Genomic DNA, 15,244 nt, shown 5'->3' with positions numbered 1-15,244 from the left:
TCCTCGTAGCGCGTTGGCATGCGCGCACTGACTAGTTAACAAGCTACCAATCTACAAGAACGCCGGGCCTGGATTAAGCGTGGAAATGTCCGGTCAGCCCATACGCCGGCGGCGCACTGGCTCACCCATGCTGATGCCGATACTCCTGCGTCAGCCCGCCATACCCGTACGCCGCCGCGCGCGCATCGATCACGTGGATATACGAAACCGGATGCACGTTGCCGATCAACTCCGACAGCGCCTCGAACACGGCCTTCAGGTAGGCCGCCTTCTCCGCCTTGGTATTCGTCTCGTCGGTCACGCTGATATCGAGATGGAACGCATTGCGCCCGGTATCAGACAGCGCCTCGCCGCCAATGATCCACTGCTCGCGCGGCACGTACTGGACCGCGATGGCGATGACATCGGGCTTCTTGCCGAGCACGCGTTGCGTGATTTCGGACACCGCGGCGGCGCTGCGGCGGGTGAGGGCGGCGTCGGGCTGGCCGGAGATCTGCAGGTTGATGTGGGGCATGGCTGGCTCCTGTTTCGTTGGGTTGGTGATGTCATGGTAGGTGGCGGTGTAATATCGGAAAAGCAGGAAGTTCCGATATGAACCATCGGTTTATCCGAATCATCGAAATCAACGGAGGATCGCCATGCGCGGATTCGATACGGACCACTTGCGCACCTTCGTCACAGTGGCCGACAGCGGCAGCCTGTCCGCGGCGGCGCCCCGGCTGTTTCTGTCGCAGTCCTCGGTCAGCGAGCAATTGCGCAAGCTCGAGGAGCGCGCCGGCGTGCCGCTGCTCACACGCGGCCGCAAAGGCGCGGTGCCGACGCCTGCCGGGACGCGCCTGCTGGAACATGCGCGGCGCATCCTGGCGCTCAGCGACATGGCGCTGCAGGAACTGCGCGGCCGCGTGCTGGAAGGGGAGTTGCGGCTCGCGGTGACCGACTATTTCCGGCCTGCGGAGATCGCCGGCATGCTGCGCCGCCTGCGCGAACGCCATCCGCTGCTGCGCCTGCACGTCACGGTGATGAAAAGCGCCGTGATCGACGCGAGCGCTGACATGGACGCATTCGATATCGGACTGAGCATGCGTATCGTCGGCACGCGCGGCCAGGCGGCAGCGCGACGCGGGACCCTGCTGCGTCGCGAGTCGCTGTCATGGGTGACGGCGCAGGGCGAGGCGGGCACCTTGCCGGAGACGCTGCCGCTGGTGTTGCTGCCTGACTCGTGCTCGCTGCACCAGTTTGTCGTGAAGCTGCTGGTGCGCAAGCGCAGGGCGTTCGAGATCGCGCACTCGGCCTCGGGCGTGGCGGGGCTTCATCTCGCTCTGGCTGCAGGGCTGGGCCTCTCGTGCCTGAATGCGTCGGCGATCGGCCCGGGCGTGGCGCCTCTCGATGCCGCCAGCCAGCGCAGGCTTGGCCTGCCGGCCTTGCCGGAAGCGGAGTTCTTCCTGTTACCAGCCAAGCGCGGTGAACCGGATTTCATCGCCGCAGCGCGCGATGCGTTGGCAGAACAATTTGGATGACAAGCTCCGAGCCAGGCTCTGATTGTGATGTAGAGAGCGCCTTACCAGGAATACCAAAGAGGACATTTATCCCCATATTTGACGCCTCCGCTCCTTGTAAATGATAATGCTTCGCATTTTATCGAAAGCATTACAAAAAATTACAGGGAAATGAGCCTTAAACTGCATCCGGTCCACCGTGCCGTTCTGACGGTATTCGCCTGCCAGCCCATGCTCGCGGGCATCGCCCTCGCACAGGAGGCCGGCGTCGCCGCGCCGTCCCAGCAAAGCCTTCCGGAGGTCACGGTGAGGGCCGATGCCAGCCAGGACCTTGGCACTGGCTACAACCCGTCCAAAACCGTCAGCGCGACCAAGACCGAGGCGCCGCTGCGTGACGTGCCGCAGACGGTCAACGTGGTCACGGCCGATGTCATGCGCGACCAGCATGCCAACTCCATGCAGGACGCCCTGAAGAACGTGCCGGGGGTGTCGTTCTCCACTGGCGACGGCCAGCGGGACCAGGTGTCGATCCGCGGCTTCACGGCGATTGCCGACCAGTTTGTCGACGGCATCCGTGACGACGCGCTGTACTTCCGCGACCTGTCCAACGTGGACCGCGTCGAAGTCATCAAGGGGCCGGCGGCTGTGCTCTATGGCCGCGGCTCCTCGGGCGGCCTGATCAACCGCGTGACCAAGAAGCCGGGCGTCGACGTGACCGACTTCGCGCTGAGCTACGGCATGTGGGCCGACCGACGCGCGGAAGCCGACGTCGGCCGCGTGTTCGCCGACGGCGCGGCTGCGTTCCGTGTGACGGGCGCCGTGGAAAAGGCCAACAGCTATCGCTCGCAGCAGTTTCTCGATCGCAAGGCCATTGCGCCGTCGCTCGAACTGCGCATCGCGCCCGAGACCACGGTGCTGTTGCAGGCCGACTATCTAGAGGATCGTCGCGTCACCGACTTCGGCATCCCTGCGTACAAGGGCCGGCCGGTCGACGTGCCGGCATCGCGCTACTACGGCGCGGCCAATGCGCGCGATGCTGATTACTCGCAGTCGCGTGTGTACTCGGGCACGGCCACGATCAACCACCGCTTCAACGACAGCTGGTCGATCCGCAATGCGACGCGCTATTACCACTATTCGCTGGACCGGAACAACACGCTGACTAGCGCGGTCAACGAGGCGGCGCAGACCTTCACGATGAACCACGGCAATGTCGGCCGCGAAGAGCATGGCTGGTTCAACCAGACCGACCTGACGCAGAAGGCCAGCGTCTTCGGCATGCAGCATGAATTGCTGTACGGCATGGAAATCGGCCAGCAGAACAAGAACCAGGTCAACAACACCAAGCCTGTGCCGGGCAGCTTCGACCTGTTCAACCCGGTGCTGCCGACGCTGGCGCGCGTGGCCCCGGGCACGCCGACCACCAACAACCTGGGCGTGTTCAATACCCTGGCGTTCTATACGCAGGACATGGTCACGTTCAGCGAGCAATGGAAGGCGCTGGTGGGCTTGCGCTACGACCACTTCGAGCAGCAAACGCTGCAGAACATTGCCGGGCTGCAGAACCTTTCGCGCACGGACAATGCCTGGAGCCCGCGTGCGGGCCTGGTGTGGCAGCCGTCGAAGGCGCAGTCGTACTACGTGTCGTGGAGCAAGTCGTTCCAGCCGTCCGGCGAGGCCTTCGCGCTGGCGGCCAACAATACGCAGCTCGCCCCGGAAACCACCAACAACACCGAAGTGGGCGCCAAGTATGACTTCCTCGATGGCAAGGCCAGCGCCACGGTCTCGGTCTTCCGCCTCGAGCGCACCAATATCAAGGTGGCCAATGCCACCAATACGGCGCTGATCCCGATCGGCGAACAGCGTACCGACGGCGTGGAGATCTCGGGTGCCGCGGAACTGGGCAGCGGCTGGCGCTTCCTGGCGGGCTACGCCTACCTGGACGCCGAAGTGACCAAGTCGACCGCCGCGCTGCAGGGCAAGCGCGCAACGATCACGCCAAAGCATTCAGGCAATGTCTGGCTGACGAAGAGCCTTGGGTATGGCTTTGGCGTGGGCGCCGGCCTGAACCTCGTAGGCGCGCGCTACGCCGATCCGCTCAACACCGTCACGCTGCCCGGCTACGTGACGGCCGACATGATGGCGTGGTACCGCCATGGCGCGTTTGAAGCCCAGCTGAACCTGTACAACCTGTTCGACAAGAGCTACATCGTTTCGGCGCATGGCAATAACCCGAACCTGAACATGCCGGGTGCGCCCCGCAGCGTGATGGCGACGATTCGCTATCGGATGTAAGCGAGTCGGCGGTCAGCAAAAAGGGCCGGGCGGTGATTCACCGCCCGGCCCTTTTTTCGCTTCCGTGACCAGACTTTCGGCTTACGTCTCGCTCCACTGCCGCAGCAGGTTGTGATAGCAGCCCACCAGCGTGCGGCGCGCTTCCTCGTCCGCACCGGTCTGGTTCAGCCGCTGGATGGCGTTGTCCATGTCGAACAGCAGCGAGCGCTGCGTGTCGTCGCGTATCAGGCTCTGGATCCAGAAGAAGCTGGCCACGCGCGTGCCGCGCGTAATCGGCGTGACCTGGTGCAGGCTGGTGGCGGGGTAGACGACCATGTCGCCGGCGTCGAGCTTGACCGAGTGCATGCCGTAGGTGTCCTGCACCTGCAGCTCGCCGCCGTCGTAACTGTCGTGTGGCGACAGGAACAGCGTGGCGGAGATGTCGGTGCGCAGCTTGCGCCCGTCATGCGGATGGATGCGTACGCTGCCGTCCACATGGGCGCCGAACGTCATGCCCTCGCTGTAGCGGTTGAACATCGGCGGGTAGACGATATTCGGCAGCGCAGCGCTGATGAATCGCGGGTTGCGCTCGAGCATGCCAAGAATCAGCCGCTGGCACTCGAGCGCCACGTCGGAGCGTTCGTCGATCTGCTGGTTGAACTTGACCGGCGCGCCCGAGTAGCCAGCCGTGACCCGGCCATCGACCCAGGCCTCGCCCGCATGTTCGAGCCGTTCGCGTACGGCGCCGACCTGTTCGGCGTTGAGGACCTGGGGGATGACGACCAGCATCAGGCTTTCCTTTCCTGCTTACATGCGATACGTAAACGACAGCATGGCGGTGCGGCCCGTGCCCGGCACCGAGCGTCCGCCGTCCGACTGGATCAGCGCATCGTAATACATCTTGTCGAAGATGTTGAACAGGTTCAGGCGCACATCATATTTGGGCTGATGGTAGGCGATCATGCCGTCCCAGCGCACGAAGCTGCCCACCTGGACCGTGTTGGTGTTGTTGGCAAAGCGCTCCGACATATAGAAAGCGCCGCCGCCGACTTCCCAGTTCGGCAGGAAGCGATAGCTGGTCCAGGCCGTGGCGGTGTGCTTCGGCGTGTTTGTCGGTACCTTGCCGGTGGTGCTCGCGGCGATGCCGTTGATGATCTCGCCGTCGAGGTACGTATAGCCGGCAAACACCTGCCACTTGCTGGTGATATGCCCGGTGGCGCCTGCGCGGAAGCCCTTTACCCGGATCTTGCCGGACAACGCATAGGTCGTGGCGTCGATCTGGCTGCGGGCATTGTCCTTGGTGATCTGGAACAGCGCGGAGGTCAGCGACAGGTCGCCGCCCATCACGTCCCACTTGCCGCCGACTTCATACGACTTGTTCTTTTCCGGATCCAGGCTCTGCTGGCCCACGGTGCCGACCAGTTGCTCCAGCGACGGATTGAACGAAGTGCCGTACGACACATAGTAGGACTGGGCTTCAGTCGGCTGCCAGATGCCACCGAGGCGCACGCTGGTGAAGTTGACGGTCTGGTCGGCGCTCGCCAGTGCGGTACTGAAATACGGTGCGCCGGCGTCGTTGGACGAATTGATCGAGTTGCTGACGCTCGCGATGTAGCGGTCATAGCGCAGGCCAGCCACGGCCTTCCATTGCTTGGTGAGCTCGATCGAATCGTTCAGGTAGGCGGCAATCGTGTTCGCCGAACCTCCTTGCAGGTTTCCGGTGCTGGCAGGCGCATTGGCGGGCGAGGCGGTGTACGTCGGGTTGACTACCGGCTCGCAGGCAACGTAACCGACGGTCGCGGCGGTCGTGCCGCTGACCAGCGGCTGGCCATTGCAGCTGCCGTTGCGGTAATAGTTCTGGTTGTTGTAGCCGTCATGGCCAATTTCGGCGCCGACCAGCAGCGTGTGCTTGATGGAGCCGGTGTCGAAGTTAGCGGTCAGTTCCGTCTGGTTGTAGATGGAATAGTCGCGGATCTTGCGGTCGTGGCTCTGCAGGCGCACAAACAGCTGGTCCAGCGGCAGGGCGCTGGTGGTCAGCGGCGTGAAGCCTCGCGCGCTGACCGAGCCGACCGAGTTCGGCGCGGTTTCCCGCGCATCGGTTTCCACATAGTTGAACTGCGTCTGGTTGCGCAGGCGCAGGTTCGGCGAGAACTTGTGCGAGATGCTGGCGTTCAGCGCGGCGATGTCCTGGTTGGTGCGATCGTCGGTGAAGCCGTAGAACGTATTGCGGTCGACGCTGGTCGGGTGGCCGTTGATGTTCGAGAAGCCATAGTCCGGCATGTCGTGGTTGTGCTGCAGCAGCGCCGACAGGGTGATTTCGGTGGGGGTGCCGATACCCAGGCGCCACGACGGCGCAATGCCGAAGTCCTGCACCGTCATTTCGTCGCGCGTGGTCGGCCGGCCGTCCTGGCCCATGGCCGAGATGCGGAACGCCGAGGTCTCGCCCGTCGGCGTGTTGTAGTCCGCGGTCGCGCGCACCAGCCCGTTCGTGGTCACCGAGCCCGTCACTTCGGTGGCGGCCTTCAGCTGCGGCTTCTTGGTGACCTGGTTGATCACGCCGCCCGTGGAGCCGCGGCCGAACAACATCGACGACGGGCCCATCAGCACTTCCACCTGGTCCAGCGCGAACGTGTCGCGGTAGTACTGGCCGCGGTCGCGGAAGCCGTCCAGGTAGATGTCGGTACGCGCCGAGAAGCCGTTCAGGTTGATGTTGTTGCCGATCTGGCCGCCTTCGGCGCCCCCGATGGTGATGCCCGGCACATTGCGCAGCGCGTCGGCGAGCGAATTCACGCCCTGCGACTCCATCAACGCCTTGTTCACGATGGTGACCGATTGAGGCACATCGTGGAGGTCTTCAGGCAGCTTGCTGAGGGAGGTCTTGCCGGCGTTGAAGTCGTCGCGCGATGCCGCGCCCGAGACCACGACCTCCTTCAACGTTGTGGCGGCTGCCGCCTGTTGCGTCGGAGCTGTGGCCGGGGCCTGCTGGGCGAGGGTTGCAGCGGGGACGGCGGACAGGGCGATCAGCGCGGTGGCAAGGGGGGTGCGTTGGAAGCGGCGGTTCATGGCTCAGGTGTTTTTGTTCCCCCGCTACGGGCACATATAGCGCGGCCGCCGGCGCGAATCCACTGCAATCGGAAATGCGGTCAAAGGGGGCAATGATTTGGGCTCGCAGAATATAAATGCGAATGATTTGCGTTGCAATTCACGTTGCTGATAGGACACAGACAAGATATGGCCGTCTATGATGTATCTAATATGAGACAAAAAAGCCGAGAATAGTGGACAAAGCGCCATAATCGATCGCCAGCCAACGCCCATGGGTTTTGCCAGCGCGGCGCCATGAAAGAAAACGGCCCGTCGAAAGAAGGGCCGTTCTAATACATTCAGAAAAATGACCGCGAAGTCAGTTTGAAAATATTTCTCAGTCGGCGCTCATCTTTGCGTTCTTTGCGATCCGTCCCAGGCGTTCACGCTCGGATTTGATGAACGCGACGAAGCTCTCCTGCGATCCGCCGGCCGGCTCGATGCCATTGGGCAATAGCCGTTCGCGCGTTTCCTGCGTCTGCATTGCCGCGGTCATTTCGGTGTTCAGCTTCTTCAGGATGGCGGGATCGGTTCCCTTGGGCGCGAAGATGCCGGCCCAGTGTCCGATGCGGACTTCAGGCATGCCCTGTTCGGCCGTGGTGGGGATGTTCGGCGCGGCGGTCATGCGTTTGTCCCACGTTGCGCCGAGCGCCTTGAGCTTGCCCGCCTTGATATGCGGCAGCACCACCACGCTCGCTTCGGATGTCGCGGCAACCTGTCCGCCCATCACCGCGGTGATGCTTTCCGATCCGCTCTTGTATGGCACCGGCGTCAGCGCGGCGCCTTTCTCCTTGAGCATCTCTTCGACGAAGTGAGGCGTGCTGCCACTGCCCGCCGTGGCGAAGTTCACGCCGCCGCCTTGCTTCTTCGAGTAGTCGATCAGCTCCTTCAGGTTGTTCACCGGCAGCGATGGCGGTGCCACGATCACCGACGGGCTCACCGCAATCAGCGACACCGGCACGAGGTCGTCAGGCGCGTACGGCATCTTCGTACGGATCAGGCTGTTGGTCACGGTGCCGACCGCGCCGACGAGGAACGTGTAGCCATCGGGTTTGCTCTTGGCCACATAGTCGGCACCGACCACACCGCCCGCGCCGGGACGGTTCTCGATCACGACAGCCTGGCCCAGGCGCTTGCTGACTGCATCGGCCGCGGCACGCGCCACCAGGTCATTGGCACCGCCCGCCGTGAACGGCACGACGAACTTGATGACGTGATTTGGCCACGCATCGGCGGCATGGACTTGCGAGGGCAGGACTGCAAAAGTCATCGCGGTCACCGCGGCGGCCGCGGCAACGGATGGCAAGGCAAGGACCAGCGCTCGGCTGGCGGGGATCTGTCGCATGGTTGTCTCCGACTCGACTTGTTGGATCGGTCCGCAGCGCGACGACGACTCCGTGCAGTGCGGATGCCGGACGATGTTACCCGGACTCGCTGTCAGTTCGCTTAAGGTGCGTCATGCGGTGCGTGGTGCGGTTCGCCATGGGGTGCCTCATGTCGCCGGCGATGCCCGCACAGCGCTCCGTGATGCGTGACTACCCACTCGCACGATCAGCGCTCGCGCTCCCAGGTCTGCGTGCGGCCCAGCAAGCTGATGCCGATGAAGCCGCGCACGTTGAGCTTGTTGCCGTCATCGGACAGCGACATCTTGCTCTTGTAGACCTTGCCGTTCGCGGGGTCGAGGATCTCGCCGCCGCTCCATTCGTTGTCGCCGGTCTTGCGCAAGCCCGACAGGATCGTCATGCCGATGATGGGCTGGTCTTTGCGCGCGTCCGTACACTTCTCGCATACCTTGGGCTTGCCGTCGCCCTCGACGAATGTCTTCACCAGGCGGCCGCTGTAGACGCCGTTCTTCTCGGTGATCTCAACCAGTCCGCGCGGCTTGCCGGTGGAGTCGTCAATGGTCTTCCAACTGCCGCCGGGTGTCGCCTGCGCGAGCGCCGCGGCGCTTGCGACCATGGCGGCGGCGAACATGCCGGCGCGCAGCAGCGTGCGCGCGGTGGTGGCGTGGGGATGAATGTGCATGAAGTCTCCTCTCGGGTAGTGGTGGCTGTTGTGCGCGATGCCGGCAGCCGTGCAGCGTGGCGTGTCGCACAGTCCGGCGGTGTCAGGCATGCACGCCAATCTACTGGCGCGGTAGACGCTCGGCAATCGGCACGCTGGCGGGCGAACGACGGGCATGCCGCCGCGCACTTCTCCGAAAGCCGCATGCGCGCGCCGTTTGCGGGAATTCTGTATCGCAGCAAAGCGCGTCGTGCGAGGTGCCGAAGCATTCCTCTAAGCGGCTGCATCGCACGCCTTGTCGGCGTCCCGCTGTCAGACGAACGCGGGGGACACGGCATCGGTCGACGCGTGCGGACATGCAAGCCGGTCGTTGCCTTCGGGCATCGCAACGCGCGTTCATTGCAAAAGCTTTGCCGGATCGCAACGCTTCGAACGCTGCCAAGTTGTTGCGCCGATGCAAATCGTTGCGCTGACGCATCACTGTCTCGCGTCGTCGCGGGCATCGATGCACGGGACCATCGCGCGCGTCATCGCGGCGAGTGAATCATCGCGTGCGTTGCGTGTCGGAACTGGTAGTGGCGCGACTGTCGCGATGGCGTGGTGCCTGATCGCATGTCGGCCGAGCCTGCAACGGAACACGCTTGCCGCAGTCTTGCTTCGCCTGCCGGAAAGCCTTTGTTCATGCGGGTTTCCAGTCGGAGTGAGGTTCGTTGCGCGTGATCGTGCGCCGTGCCGAGCCGTCTTTGCGATGCCGACGCGCGTGACGCGAGGCGACTGTCCGGCGGTGTTGGAGAGCGTGCATTCGCGCGTGTCGTGGCGCGTGTTCGCATCGTCGAACAGGTCGTGTGTTGATGCATGCGGACGTCGTCGCGCGATGGTGTCGGCGATGTCTTCGCGAGGCGGCGCACATGAACTAGATCGACATGCGTGCGCACGCAAGTTTTTTTGCACTTTTTTCTTAACATCATCGTGCAAACGAATTATGATTCGCCTTGACAAGAGTCCCACTTCATTGCAGCGAAGCAGGAAGCAAGATCGAACGATGAGCGCGATGCGCGCTTCGATGCAGTGACACAGTGATGCAGGTAGCTGAGGAGCACGAGAACTTTGACGCAGACCAAGCCGAACCGGCTTCTTAAAACGCGTGCAGTCTCCTTTGGCCCAGAGACGGGATGGGTCAGCTACCTCAAGATGAATGCCGTCTGCCGTGCGCGAGGCCATGCCCGCACCGCAGGCAAGCCGTCCGATATCTCCTCATTGCTGGCTGCACGCCGACTCGACGGGCGGCGTGGGCCGATCGAATATTCCGGGGCGCGGCAAGTGCCCGGAGCCCGCTTGCGGGGCCGCCTTGCCGCCAGTGCGTCGCTATCGGCGACGGCCCTGCTACCGAATTCATTAGCGTGCGGCGGAGGTAAAGCCGTGCGCCGATGAATCGCTCGCTCGACTGGGGTAGCGGCAGTACGCTGCGCCTCGGGTCGGTCGGGTCGCCAACTTTGGTCATTCGATATTCACTCTCTAGTGAAGGAGTTATCCATGGCAACGACTGCGAAGAAGAAGCCGGCGGCTAAGAAGGCCGCCAAGCCGGCAGCCAAGAAGGCTGCACCGGCCAAGAAAGCCGCTGTGAAGAAGGTAGCCGCCAAGAAGGCAGCACCGGCCGCCAAGAAGGCCGCAACCAAGAAGGTAGCCGCCAAGAAGGCAGCACCGGCCAAGAAGGCCGCAGTGAAGAAGGTTGCAGCCAAGAAGGCAGCGCCGGCCAAGAAGGCCGCAGTGAAGAAGGTCGCCGCCAAGAAGGCAGCACCGGCCAAGAAGGCCGCAGTGAAGAAGGTCGCAGCCAAGAAGGCAGCACCGGCCAAGAAGGCTGCAGTCAAGAAGGTCGCCGCCAAGAAGGCAGCACCGGCCAAGAAGGCCGCTGCCAAGAAGGCTGCACCGGCCAAGAAGGCTGCTGCGAAGAAGTCCGCTGGCAAGCCTGCTGCGAAGAAGGCTGGCGCCAAGAAGCCGGCTGCGAAGAAGGCCAAGGCTGCCCCTGCGGCAGCCCCTGCCGCTGCGCCCGCCGTTGCTCCTGCTTCCACTGCCAAGACCGCGCTGAACCCGGCCGCCGCATGGCCGTTCCCGACGGGCAACCGTCCGTAAGTCTTCGCTCGACAGAGTGGGGACTACGACTTCCGCAAGGGGTCACCCGGGCACGTATAGCGTGCCATAGTGGCCGGATACGCCGTATCCGGCCTGCAAGACACTAGTCTTGCCCACCCGCCGATGGCTGCTGCCCGGCGGGTTTTTCTTTTGGGGTTCCCCGAGCAGAGACGCCTTGCCAGTTCACCGCCTGAGGTTGCGCTGGGGGCGATCACAAAAGAAAAACGCCGCATCCTCGCGGATACGGCGCCTTCACCAAAACCCGGGACGTGGAACGATCAGTGCGTGACCCGCGTGACGCCACCCGAGGACAGCAGCCGGACGCGGTCGCCTGGTCGGAACAGCTCGTCGGCTTCCTGCGTGATCGCGCGCATCTCGCCGTTTTCGAGCCGCACGGTGATCTCGAGTCCGCGCCGCTGGTTGACCTTGTTTTCGGTCGCGCTGCCGGCAATGCCGCCGAGTACCGCGCCAAGGAGGCCGGCCGCCACGGAGCCGTTGCCGCTGCCGATCAGGCTGCCTGCGGCCACGCCGCCGATCGCCCCGCCGGCGAGCGTGCCGGCACCGGTCTGGCTGCCCTGGATCATCACGTCGCGCACGCCTTCGACGACGCCGTAGCGGACCGTCTGCTCGCGCTGCGCCTGCCCGGTCGAGTAGACGCTGTTGGAGTTGGATTCCGTGGCGCAGCCGCTGACCAGCGCGGTCACGGCAAGCATGGTGACGACTCCGGTTCGGAGCTTGTTGTTCATGTTCATTCCCGTCAATGTGCCACGCCCCGCTGCAGGTCAGGCGTAGCGGTAACCGAATGCAGACTGGAAACGGTTGCCGATCTCGTCGAGCGGCAGCCAGTGGTTCTGCGGACCCTGCTGTGCGATCTTGATTGATCCCATCAGCGATGCCAGGCGGCCAGTGGTTTCCCAGTCTAACCCGTTTTCGATGCCGAACAGCAGGCCACCTCGGAAGGCGTCGCCACAGCCGGTCGGGTCCACGATGCGCTCGGCCGGAACGGCAGGGATCGCGTACTGCTGACCATCGGCAAAGATGCTGGCGCCGCGCTCGCCGTGCGTGACGATGAAGGCACGAACCTTGGCAGCAACCTCGGCGCTGGTCCAGGCCGTGCGAGACAGCAGGACCTGCGCTTCGTAGTCATTGACTGTCACGTAGCTGGCGAGTTCAACGAACTCCCGCAGGTCTTCGCCGTTGAACAGCGGCATGGCCTGTCCAAGATCAAAGATGAACGGGATACCGGTCTCGGCGAACTGGCGTGCGTGGTGCAGCATGCCCTCGCGGCTGTCCGGCGCGACGATGCCGAGCTTCGGCGGCTGGCTGCCGCCGAGCGCATCCTTCACGTTGGAGAGCTGCGACTGGCTCATCGCGCCCGGGTGGAACGCGGTGATCTGGTTGTTGTCCAGGTCGGTGGTGATCATCGCCTGCGCCGTGAAGGTATCGGGCAGCACGCGGATATGCGTGGTGTCGATGTTCTGCCCGCGCAGGTATTGCAGGTACGGTTCGGCGTCGGCGCCTACAGTGGCCATGACCACGGGCTCGCCACCGAGCATCTTGAGCGTGAACGCGATGTTGCCGGCGCAGCCGCCGTACTCGCGCCGCATGCCGGGCACCAGGAACGAGACGTTCAGCATGTGGATCTGGTCCGGCAGGATGTGTTCGCGGAAGCGTCCGTCGAACGTCATGATGGTGTCGTAGGCGACGGAGCCGCAGATCAGGCTGGCCATGCTCTCTCCAGGTACTTGGGATGGTCGGGCTGCTTGCACGCATACAGCCCGGGGGGTTCGGAAAACAGAAGCGGCCGCCCCGGGAATGCAGGCGGCCGGTGCGGATTGCCGGGGCAGCTTACTTCAGTGCGGCCAGCGCGGCGTCGTAGTCGGGCTCGGTCTTGATCTCGGGCACCAGCTGGCTGTACTTGACGACGTTGTTTTCGTCGAGCACCACCACGGCACGCGCGGTCACGCCGGCCAGCGGGCCGGACTTGATGTCCACGCCGTAGTTGCCCTTGAACTCGGCGCCGCGCATGGTCGACAGCGGCACCACGTTGTCCAGGCCTTCAGCGCTGCAGAACCGGCCCATGGCGAACGGCAGGTCGGCCGAGATGGTCAGCACGACAGTGTTGGCCAGGCCGCTGGCGGCCTCGTTGAACTTGCGCGTCGACGCCTGGCACACCGGGGTATCCAGGCTCGGTACGATATTGAGCACTTTGCGCTTGCCGGCGAAGTCGGCCAGCGTCACGTCCTTCAGGTCCTTGCCGACCAGCTTGAAATCGGCGGCCTTGTCGCCAGGTTGCGGGAACTTGCCTGCCACTTCGATAGCGTTGCCGCCGAGGGTCACGTTGCTCATCTCTGCTCCTTCCTGTTCAGGATCTTCGGGGGGGGCGCAGCTTGCAGCCGGACTCGATTCGGTCTTCGGCGGCAAGCCTGCGGATTCCAGGAGGCGTTCACCTGTGAAACGCGTGTGCGTCGTGTGCGTGAACAGACCTTATGGATAGAAAATCAGCACGCGGTAGTTGGCCGCCGCCTGCTGAGTCCGGAATCGTACCCGAACCGGCAGTTCCATGCCCGCACGAAGGCCATGTGTGGCAAAGGTCTTTTGCGCGGGTTCCAGGTACTCGGAGGGTTCCAGCACACGGCGCAGCAGCAACTGGTCCTGCAGGTCGGTCATGACCAGCTCGATCGCGGGCAAGGCCGTCGTAGCACGGCCCTGGTTGCGTAGCGTGACGGCAAGAAGATAGGCATCGCTGCCTTCTTCCTGCTTCTGCAACTGCGAAGTATCGATGCGCAGCGCGTCGATGTCGCGCCAGGGCGGCACGTCGCAGCCGAGCGGCGCGCAGGCGGCTTCGAGCACAGGACGTAGCGCCGGGAAGTGGCCCGCAAGCTGCCCACGCATCAGGTACAGCCCTTGCATGACCACGCCCAGGGCCAGCACGCCCGCGGCGATATGCCAGCCATAGCGAGAGCGTGGCGTCGACGGTGTCGCAGCAACCTCGCGCGCGCGTTCGCGTTCGCGGGCCTGGCGCAGGAAGTCAGGCGCGAACGCGGGGCCCATTTGCGGCTCCTCGCGAGCCCAGCGCCGCGTGGCATTCTCGCGCGCGATGGCGCCGGCGGTGGCACTGAAGGCCTCGCCAGGGCTCGGCCCATAGGTGGGGCCGAGATTGCGGCCGTAATCCGGTCCGGCTTCGTGTCCGGACGCGTGCGCGGATTCGTGGTCAGCGTCGTGGCCTTCGTGTCCGTCGCTTCCGTATCCACGGCGCGTCTCGTGGCCAGCTTCGTACGTTGTTGGCGCGGCGTCAGCCAGGGCAGGCACTTCGGTGCTGTCGCTGGACTGCGCGCGCAAAAACTCGCTCGCACTGCGTAGCACGGGGTCGGCGGGCGACCCGGCACGCGGCTCGCTGGCCGGCTCATCGGCCGCATCTTCCTGTGCTCCAGCTTGCACCACGTCCGGCGCAGCCGGAGCGGGCTCCTCATCTTCAAACGCGGAGCGATCGAGCGTTGGCCAAGCCGCGTGAGGGGTCACGATGGCTGCGGATTCCGGCGCTTCGTGCGGTGCATCCTGCTCGGCATAATGCAGGCCGTTGGCGGCCGCGACGGGCCCGACTTCCGGCTGCTCCGCTTCAACGGACTCGCGTTCAAGTTGAGATTCGTTGTGAGGTTCGGACTCAGGCTCCGCTGCGGAAGCCTCCGTCGCTTGCGCAGCTTCCGCAGCTTCGGGTTGCGTGGGCTGCAATTCGGTGTCTTCGCCCGCAGTCTCTTCCGCATGCCCGCCATGGATCTCGACAGGTGCTTCAGGTAGCGCTTCCTGCAGCGCAGGCTGTGCAACGGCGTGCGGGGTGCGTTCGGGCTCCCACGATGGCGCCGGGTCTCGCACGGCATCGTCTTCCACGTCGAAGGGCGCTTCTTCTTCGTCCTCGGCGGGAGCCATCATCATGGTCGGCGAATCGAGCGCGGGCACGTCGTACCCGGGGTCGTAGCCGGGATCGAACACGGCGGCGGATGAGGCCGGCGTGGCTTCGAACTCGGTGTTGACAGGTGCGCTCGCGGGTGGCGAAGGTTCAGGCTGCCGGTGCGGCGACGGCGCGGCGGCTGAGGTCGCCGGCGCCGGCACTTCGATCAGGTGCTCGCGCGCATCGAAGACGGTTTCGCAGTGTCCGCAACGCACGAGCCCCTGGCGCAGCCGCAACTGATCGGCCACGAGCCGAAAGGCGGTGCGGCAGGCCGGGCAGCGCGTGACAAGCTTGGCGGCGGCCATCG

Annotated in this window: 12 protein-coding genes; 3 read left to right on the top strand and 9 right to left on the bottom strand. The window is 64.3% G+C overall.

Features of this window, described 5'->3' with window-relative positions; translation table 11 throughout:
* Positions 1-121: 121 nt before the first annotated feature.
* Entirely contained in the window at positions 122-514 is a 393-nt protein-coding gene (locus ACIGJG_RS14770) for a tautomerase family protein (protein ID WP_011299026.1), read from the bottom strand.
* Between the two features lie 124 nt (positions 515-638).
* Here ACIGJG_RS14770 and ACIGJG_RS14765 point away from each other — a divergent pair, with 124 nt between their 5' ends.
* A complete protein-coding gene (locus ACIGJG_RS14765; RefSeq protein ID WP_220631038.1) occupies positions 639-1,517 on the top strand; it encodes a LysR family transcriptional regulator in 879 nt (292 codons plus the stop codon).
* 150 nt (positions 1,518-1,667) lie between these two features.
* Entirely contained in the window at positions 1,668-3,791 is a 2,124-nt protein-coding gene (locus ACIGJG_RS14760) for a TonB-dependent receptor (RefSeq protein WP_483672467.1), read from the top strand.
* A gap of 81 nt (positions 3,792-3,872) precedes the next feature.
* Here the strand turns inward: ACIGJG_RS14760 and ACIGJG_RS14755 are convergent, their stop codons facing one another.
* The 4 genes from ACIGJG_RS14755 to ACIGJG_RS14740 form a co-directional block, all read right to left on the bottom strand.
* Positions 3,873-4,559, bottom strand: coding sequence for a Fe2+-dependent dioxygenase (locus ACIGJG_RS14755; protein ID WP_011299023.1), 687 nt, complete (start codon positions 4,557-4,559; stop codon positions 3,873-3,875).
* An 18-nt stretch (positions 4,560-4,577) separates the two neighbouring features.
* Entirely contained in the window at positions 4,578-6,833 is a 2,256-nt protein-coding gene (locus ACIGJG_RS14750) for a TonB-dependent receptor (protein WP_011299022.1), read from the bottom strand.
* Positions 6,834-7,191: 358 nt separating this feature from the next.
* Positions 7,192-8,199, bottom strand: coding sequence for a Bug family tripartite tricarboxylate transporter substrate binding protein (locus ACIGJG_RS14745; RefSeq protein ID WP_483672466.1), 1,008 nt, complete (start codon positions 8,197-8,199; stop codon positions 7,192-7,194).
* 206 nt (positions 8,200-8,405) lie between these two features.
* Positions 8,406-8,879 carry a DUF2147 domain-containing protein gene (locus ACIGJG_RS14740; protein ID WP_140952159.1) on the bottom strand — a complete coding sequence of 158 codons (474 nt, stop codon included), beginning with the start codon at positions 8,877-8,879 and terminating at the stop codon, positions 8,406-8,408.
* A gap of 1,512 nt (positions 8,880-10,391) precedes the next feature.
* Here ACIGJG_RS14740 and ACIGJG_RS14735 point away from each other — a divergent pair.
* Complete coding sequence (locus tag ACIGJG_RS14735; RefSeq protein WP_011299018.1) at positions 10,392-10,988, top strand: histone H1-like DNA-binding protein; 597 nt, start codon at positions 10,392-10,394, stop codon at positions 10,986-10,988.
* A 278-nt stretch (positions 10,989-11,266) separates the two neighbouring features.
* Here the strand turns inward: ACIGJG_RS14735 and ACIGJG_RS14730 are convergent, their stop codons facing one another.
* The 4 genes from ACIGJG_RS14730 to ACIGJG_RS14715 form a co-directional block, all read right to left on the bottom strand.
* The gene (locus ACIGJG_RS14730) at positions 11,267-11,734 is read right to left on the bottom strand and encodes an outer membrane lipoprotein (protein ID WP_140952121.1); all 468 of its coding nucleotides are present in this window, start codon (positions 11,732-11,734) and stop codon (positions 11,267-11,269) included.
* Positions 11,735-11,770: 36 nt separating this feature from the next.
* Positions 11,771-12,718, bottom strand: coding sequence for a carbohydrate kinase family protein (locus ACIGJG_RS14725; protein WP_011299016.1), 948 nt, complete (start codon positions 12,716-12,718; stop codon positions 11,771-11,773).
* Positions 12,719-12,836: 118 nt separating this feature from the next.
* Entirely contained in the window at positions 12,837-13,337 is a 501-nt protein-coding gene (gene tpx, locus ACIGJG_RS14720) for a thiol peroxidase (RefSeq protein ID WP_011299015.1), read from the bottom strand.
* Positions 13,338-13,475: 138 nt separating this feature from the next.
* Complete coding sequence (locus ACIGJG_RS14715; protein ID WP_220631033.1) at positions 13,476-15,242, bottom strand: zinc-ribbon and DUF3426 domain-containing protein; 1,767 nt, start codon at positions 15,240-15,242, stop codon at positions 13,476-13,478.
* Between the last annotated feature and the right edge of the window lie 2 nt (positions 15,243-15,244).

Source organism: Cupriavidus sp. C1SS-2L (assembly GCF_057073735.1).
The sequence above is the reverse complement of the archived record's forward strand: the minus strand, read 5'-3'. Positions and strand labels throughout refer to the sequence as shown.

Excerpts from the sequence above, each read along its gene's own strand:
- ACIGJG_RS14715 (WP_220631033.1), bottom strand. The coding sequence starts at position 15,242 with ATGGCCGCCGCCAAGCTTGTCACGCGCTGCCCGGCCTGCCGCACCGCC.
- ACIGJG_RS14755 (WP_011299023.1), bottom strand. The coding sequence starts at position 4,559 with ATGCTGGTCGTCATCCCCCAGGTCCTCAACGCCGAACAGGTCGGCGCC.
- ACIGJG_RS14725 (WP_011299016.1), bottom strand. The coding sequence starts at position 12,718 with ATGGCCAGCCTGATCTGCGGCTCCGTCGCCTACGACACCATCATGACG.
- ACIGJG_RS14740 (WP_140952159.1), bottom strand. The coding sequence starts at position 8,879 with ATGCACATTCATCCCCACGCCACCACCGCGCGCACGCTGCTGCGCGCC.
- tpx (WP_011299015.1), bottom strand. The coding sequence starts at position 13,337 with ATGAGCAACGTGACCCTCGGCGGCAACGCTATCGAAGTGGCAGGCAAG.
- ACIGJG_RS14745 (WP_483672466.1), bottom strand. The coding sequence starts at position 8,199 with ATGCGACAGATCCCCGCCAGCCGAGCGCTGGTCCTTGCCTTGCCATCC.
- ACIGJG_RS14750 (WP_011299022.1), bottom strand. The coding sequence starts at position 6,833 with ATGAACCGCCGCTTCCAACGCACCCCCCTTGCCACCGCGCTGATCGCC.
- ACIGJG_RS14760 (WP_483672467.1), top strand. The coding sequence starts at position 1,668 with ATGAGCCTTAAACTGCATCCGGTCCACCGTGCCGTTCTGACGGTATTC.
- ACIGJG_RS14730 (WP_140952121.1), bottom strand. The coding sequence starts at position 11,734 with ATGAACAACAAGCTCCGAACCGGAGTCGTCACCATGCTTGCCGTGACC.
- ACIGJG_RS14735 (WP_011299018.1), top strand. The coding sequence starts at position 10,392 with ATGGCAACGACTGCGAAGAAGAAGCCGGCGGCTAAGAAGGCCGCCAAG.
- ACIGJG_RS14765 (WP_220631038.1), top strand. The coding sequence starts at position 639 with ATGCGCGGATTCGATACGGACCACTTGCGCACCTTCGTCACAGTGGCC.
- ACIGJG_RS14770 (WP_011299026.1), bottom strand. The coding sequence starts at position 514 with ATGCCCCACATCAACCTGCAGATCTCCGGCCAGCCCGACGCCGCCCTC.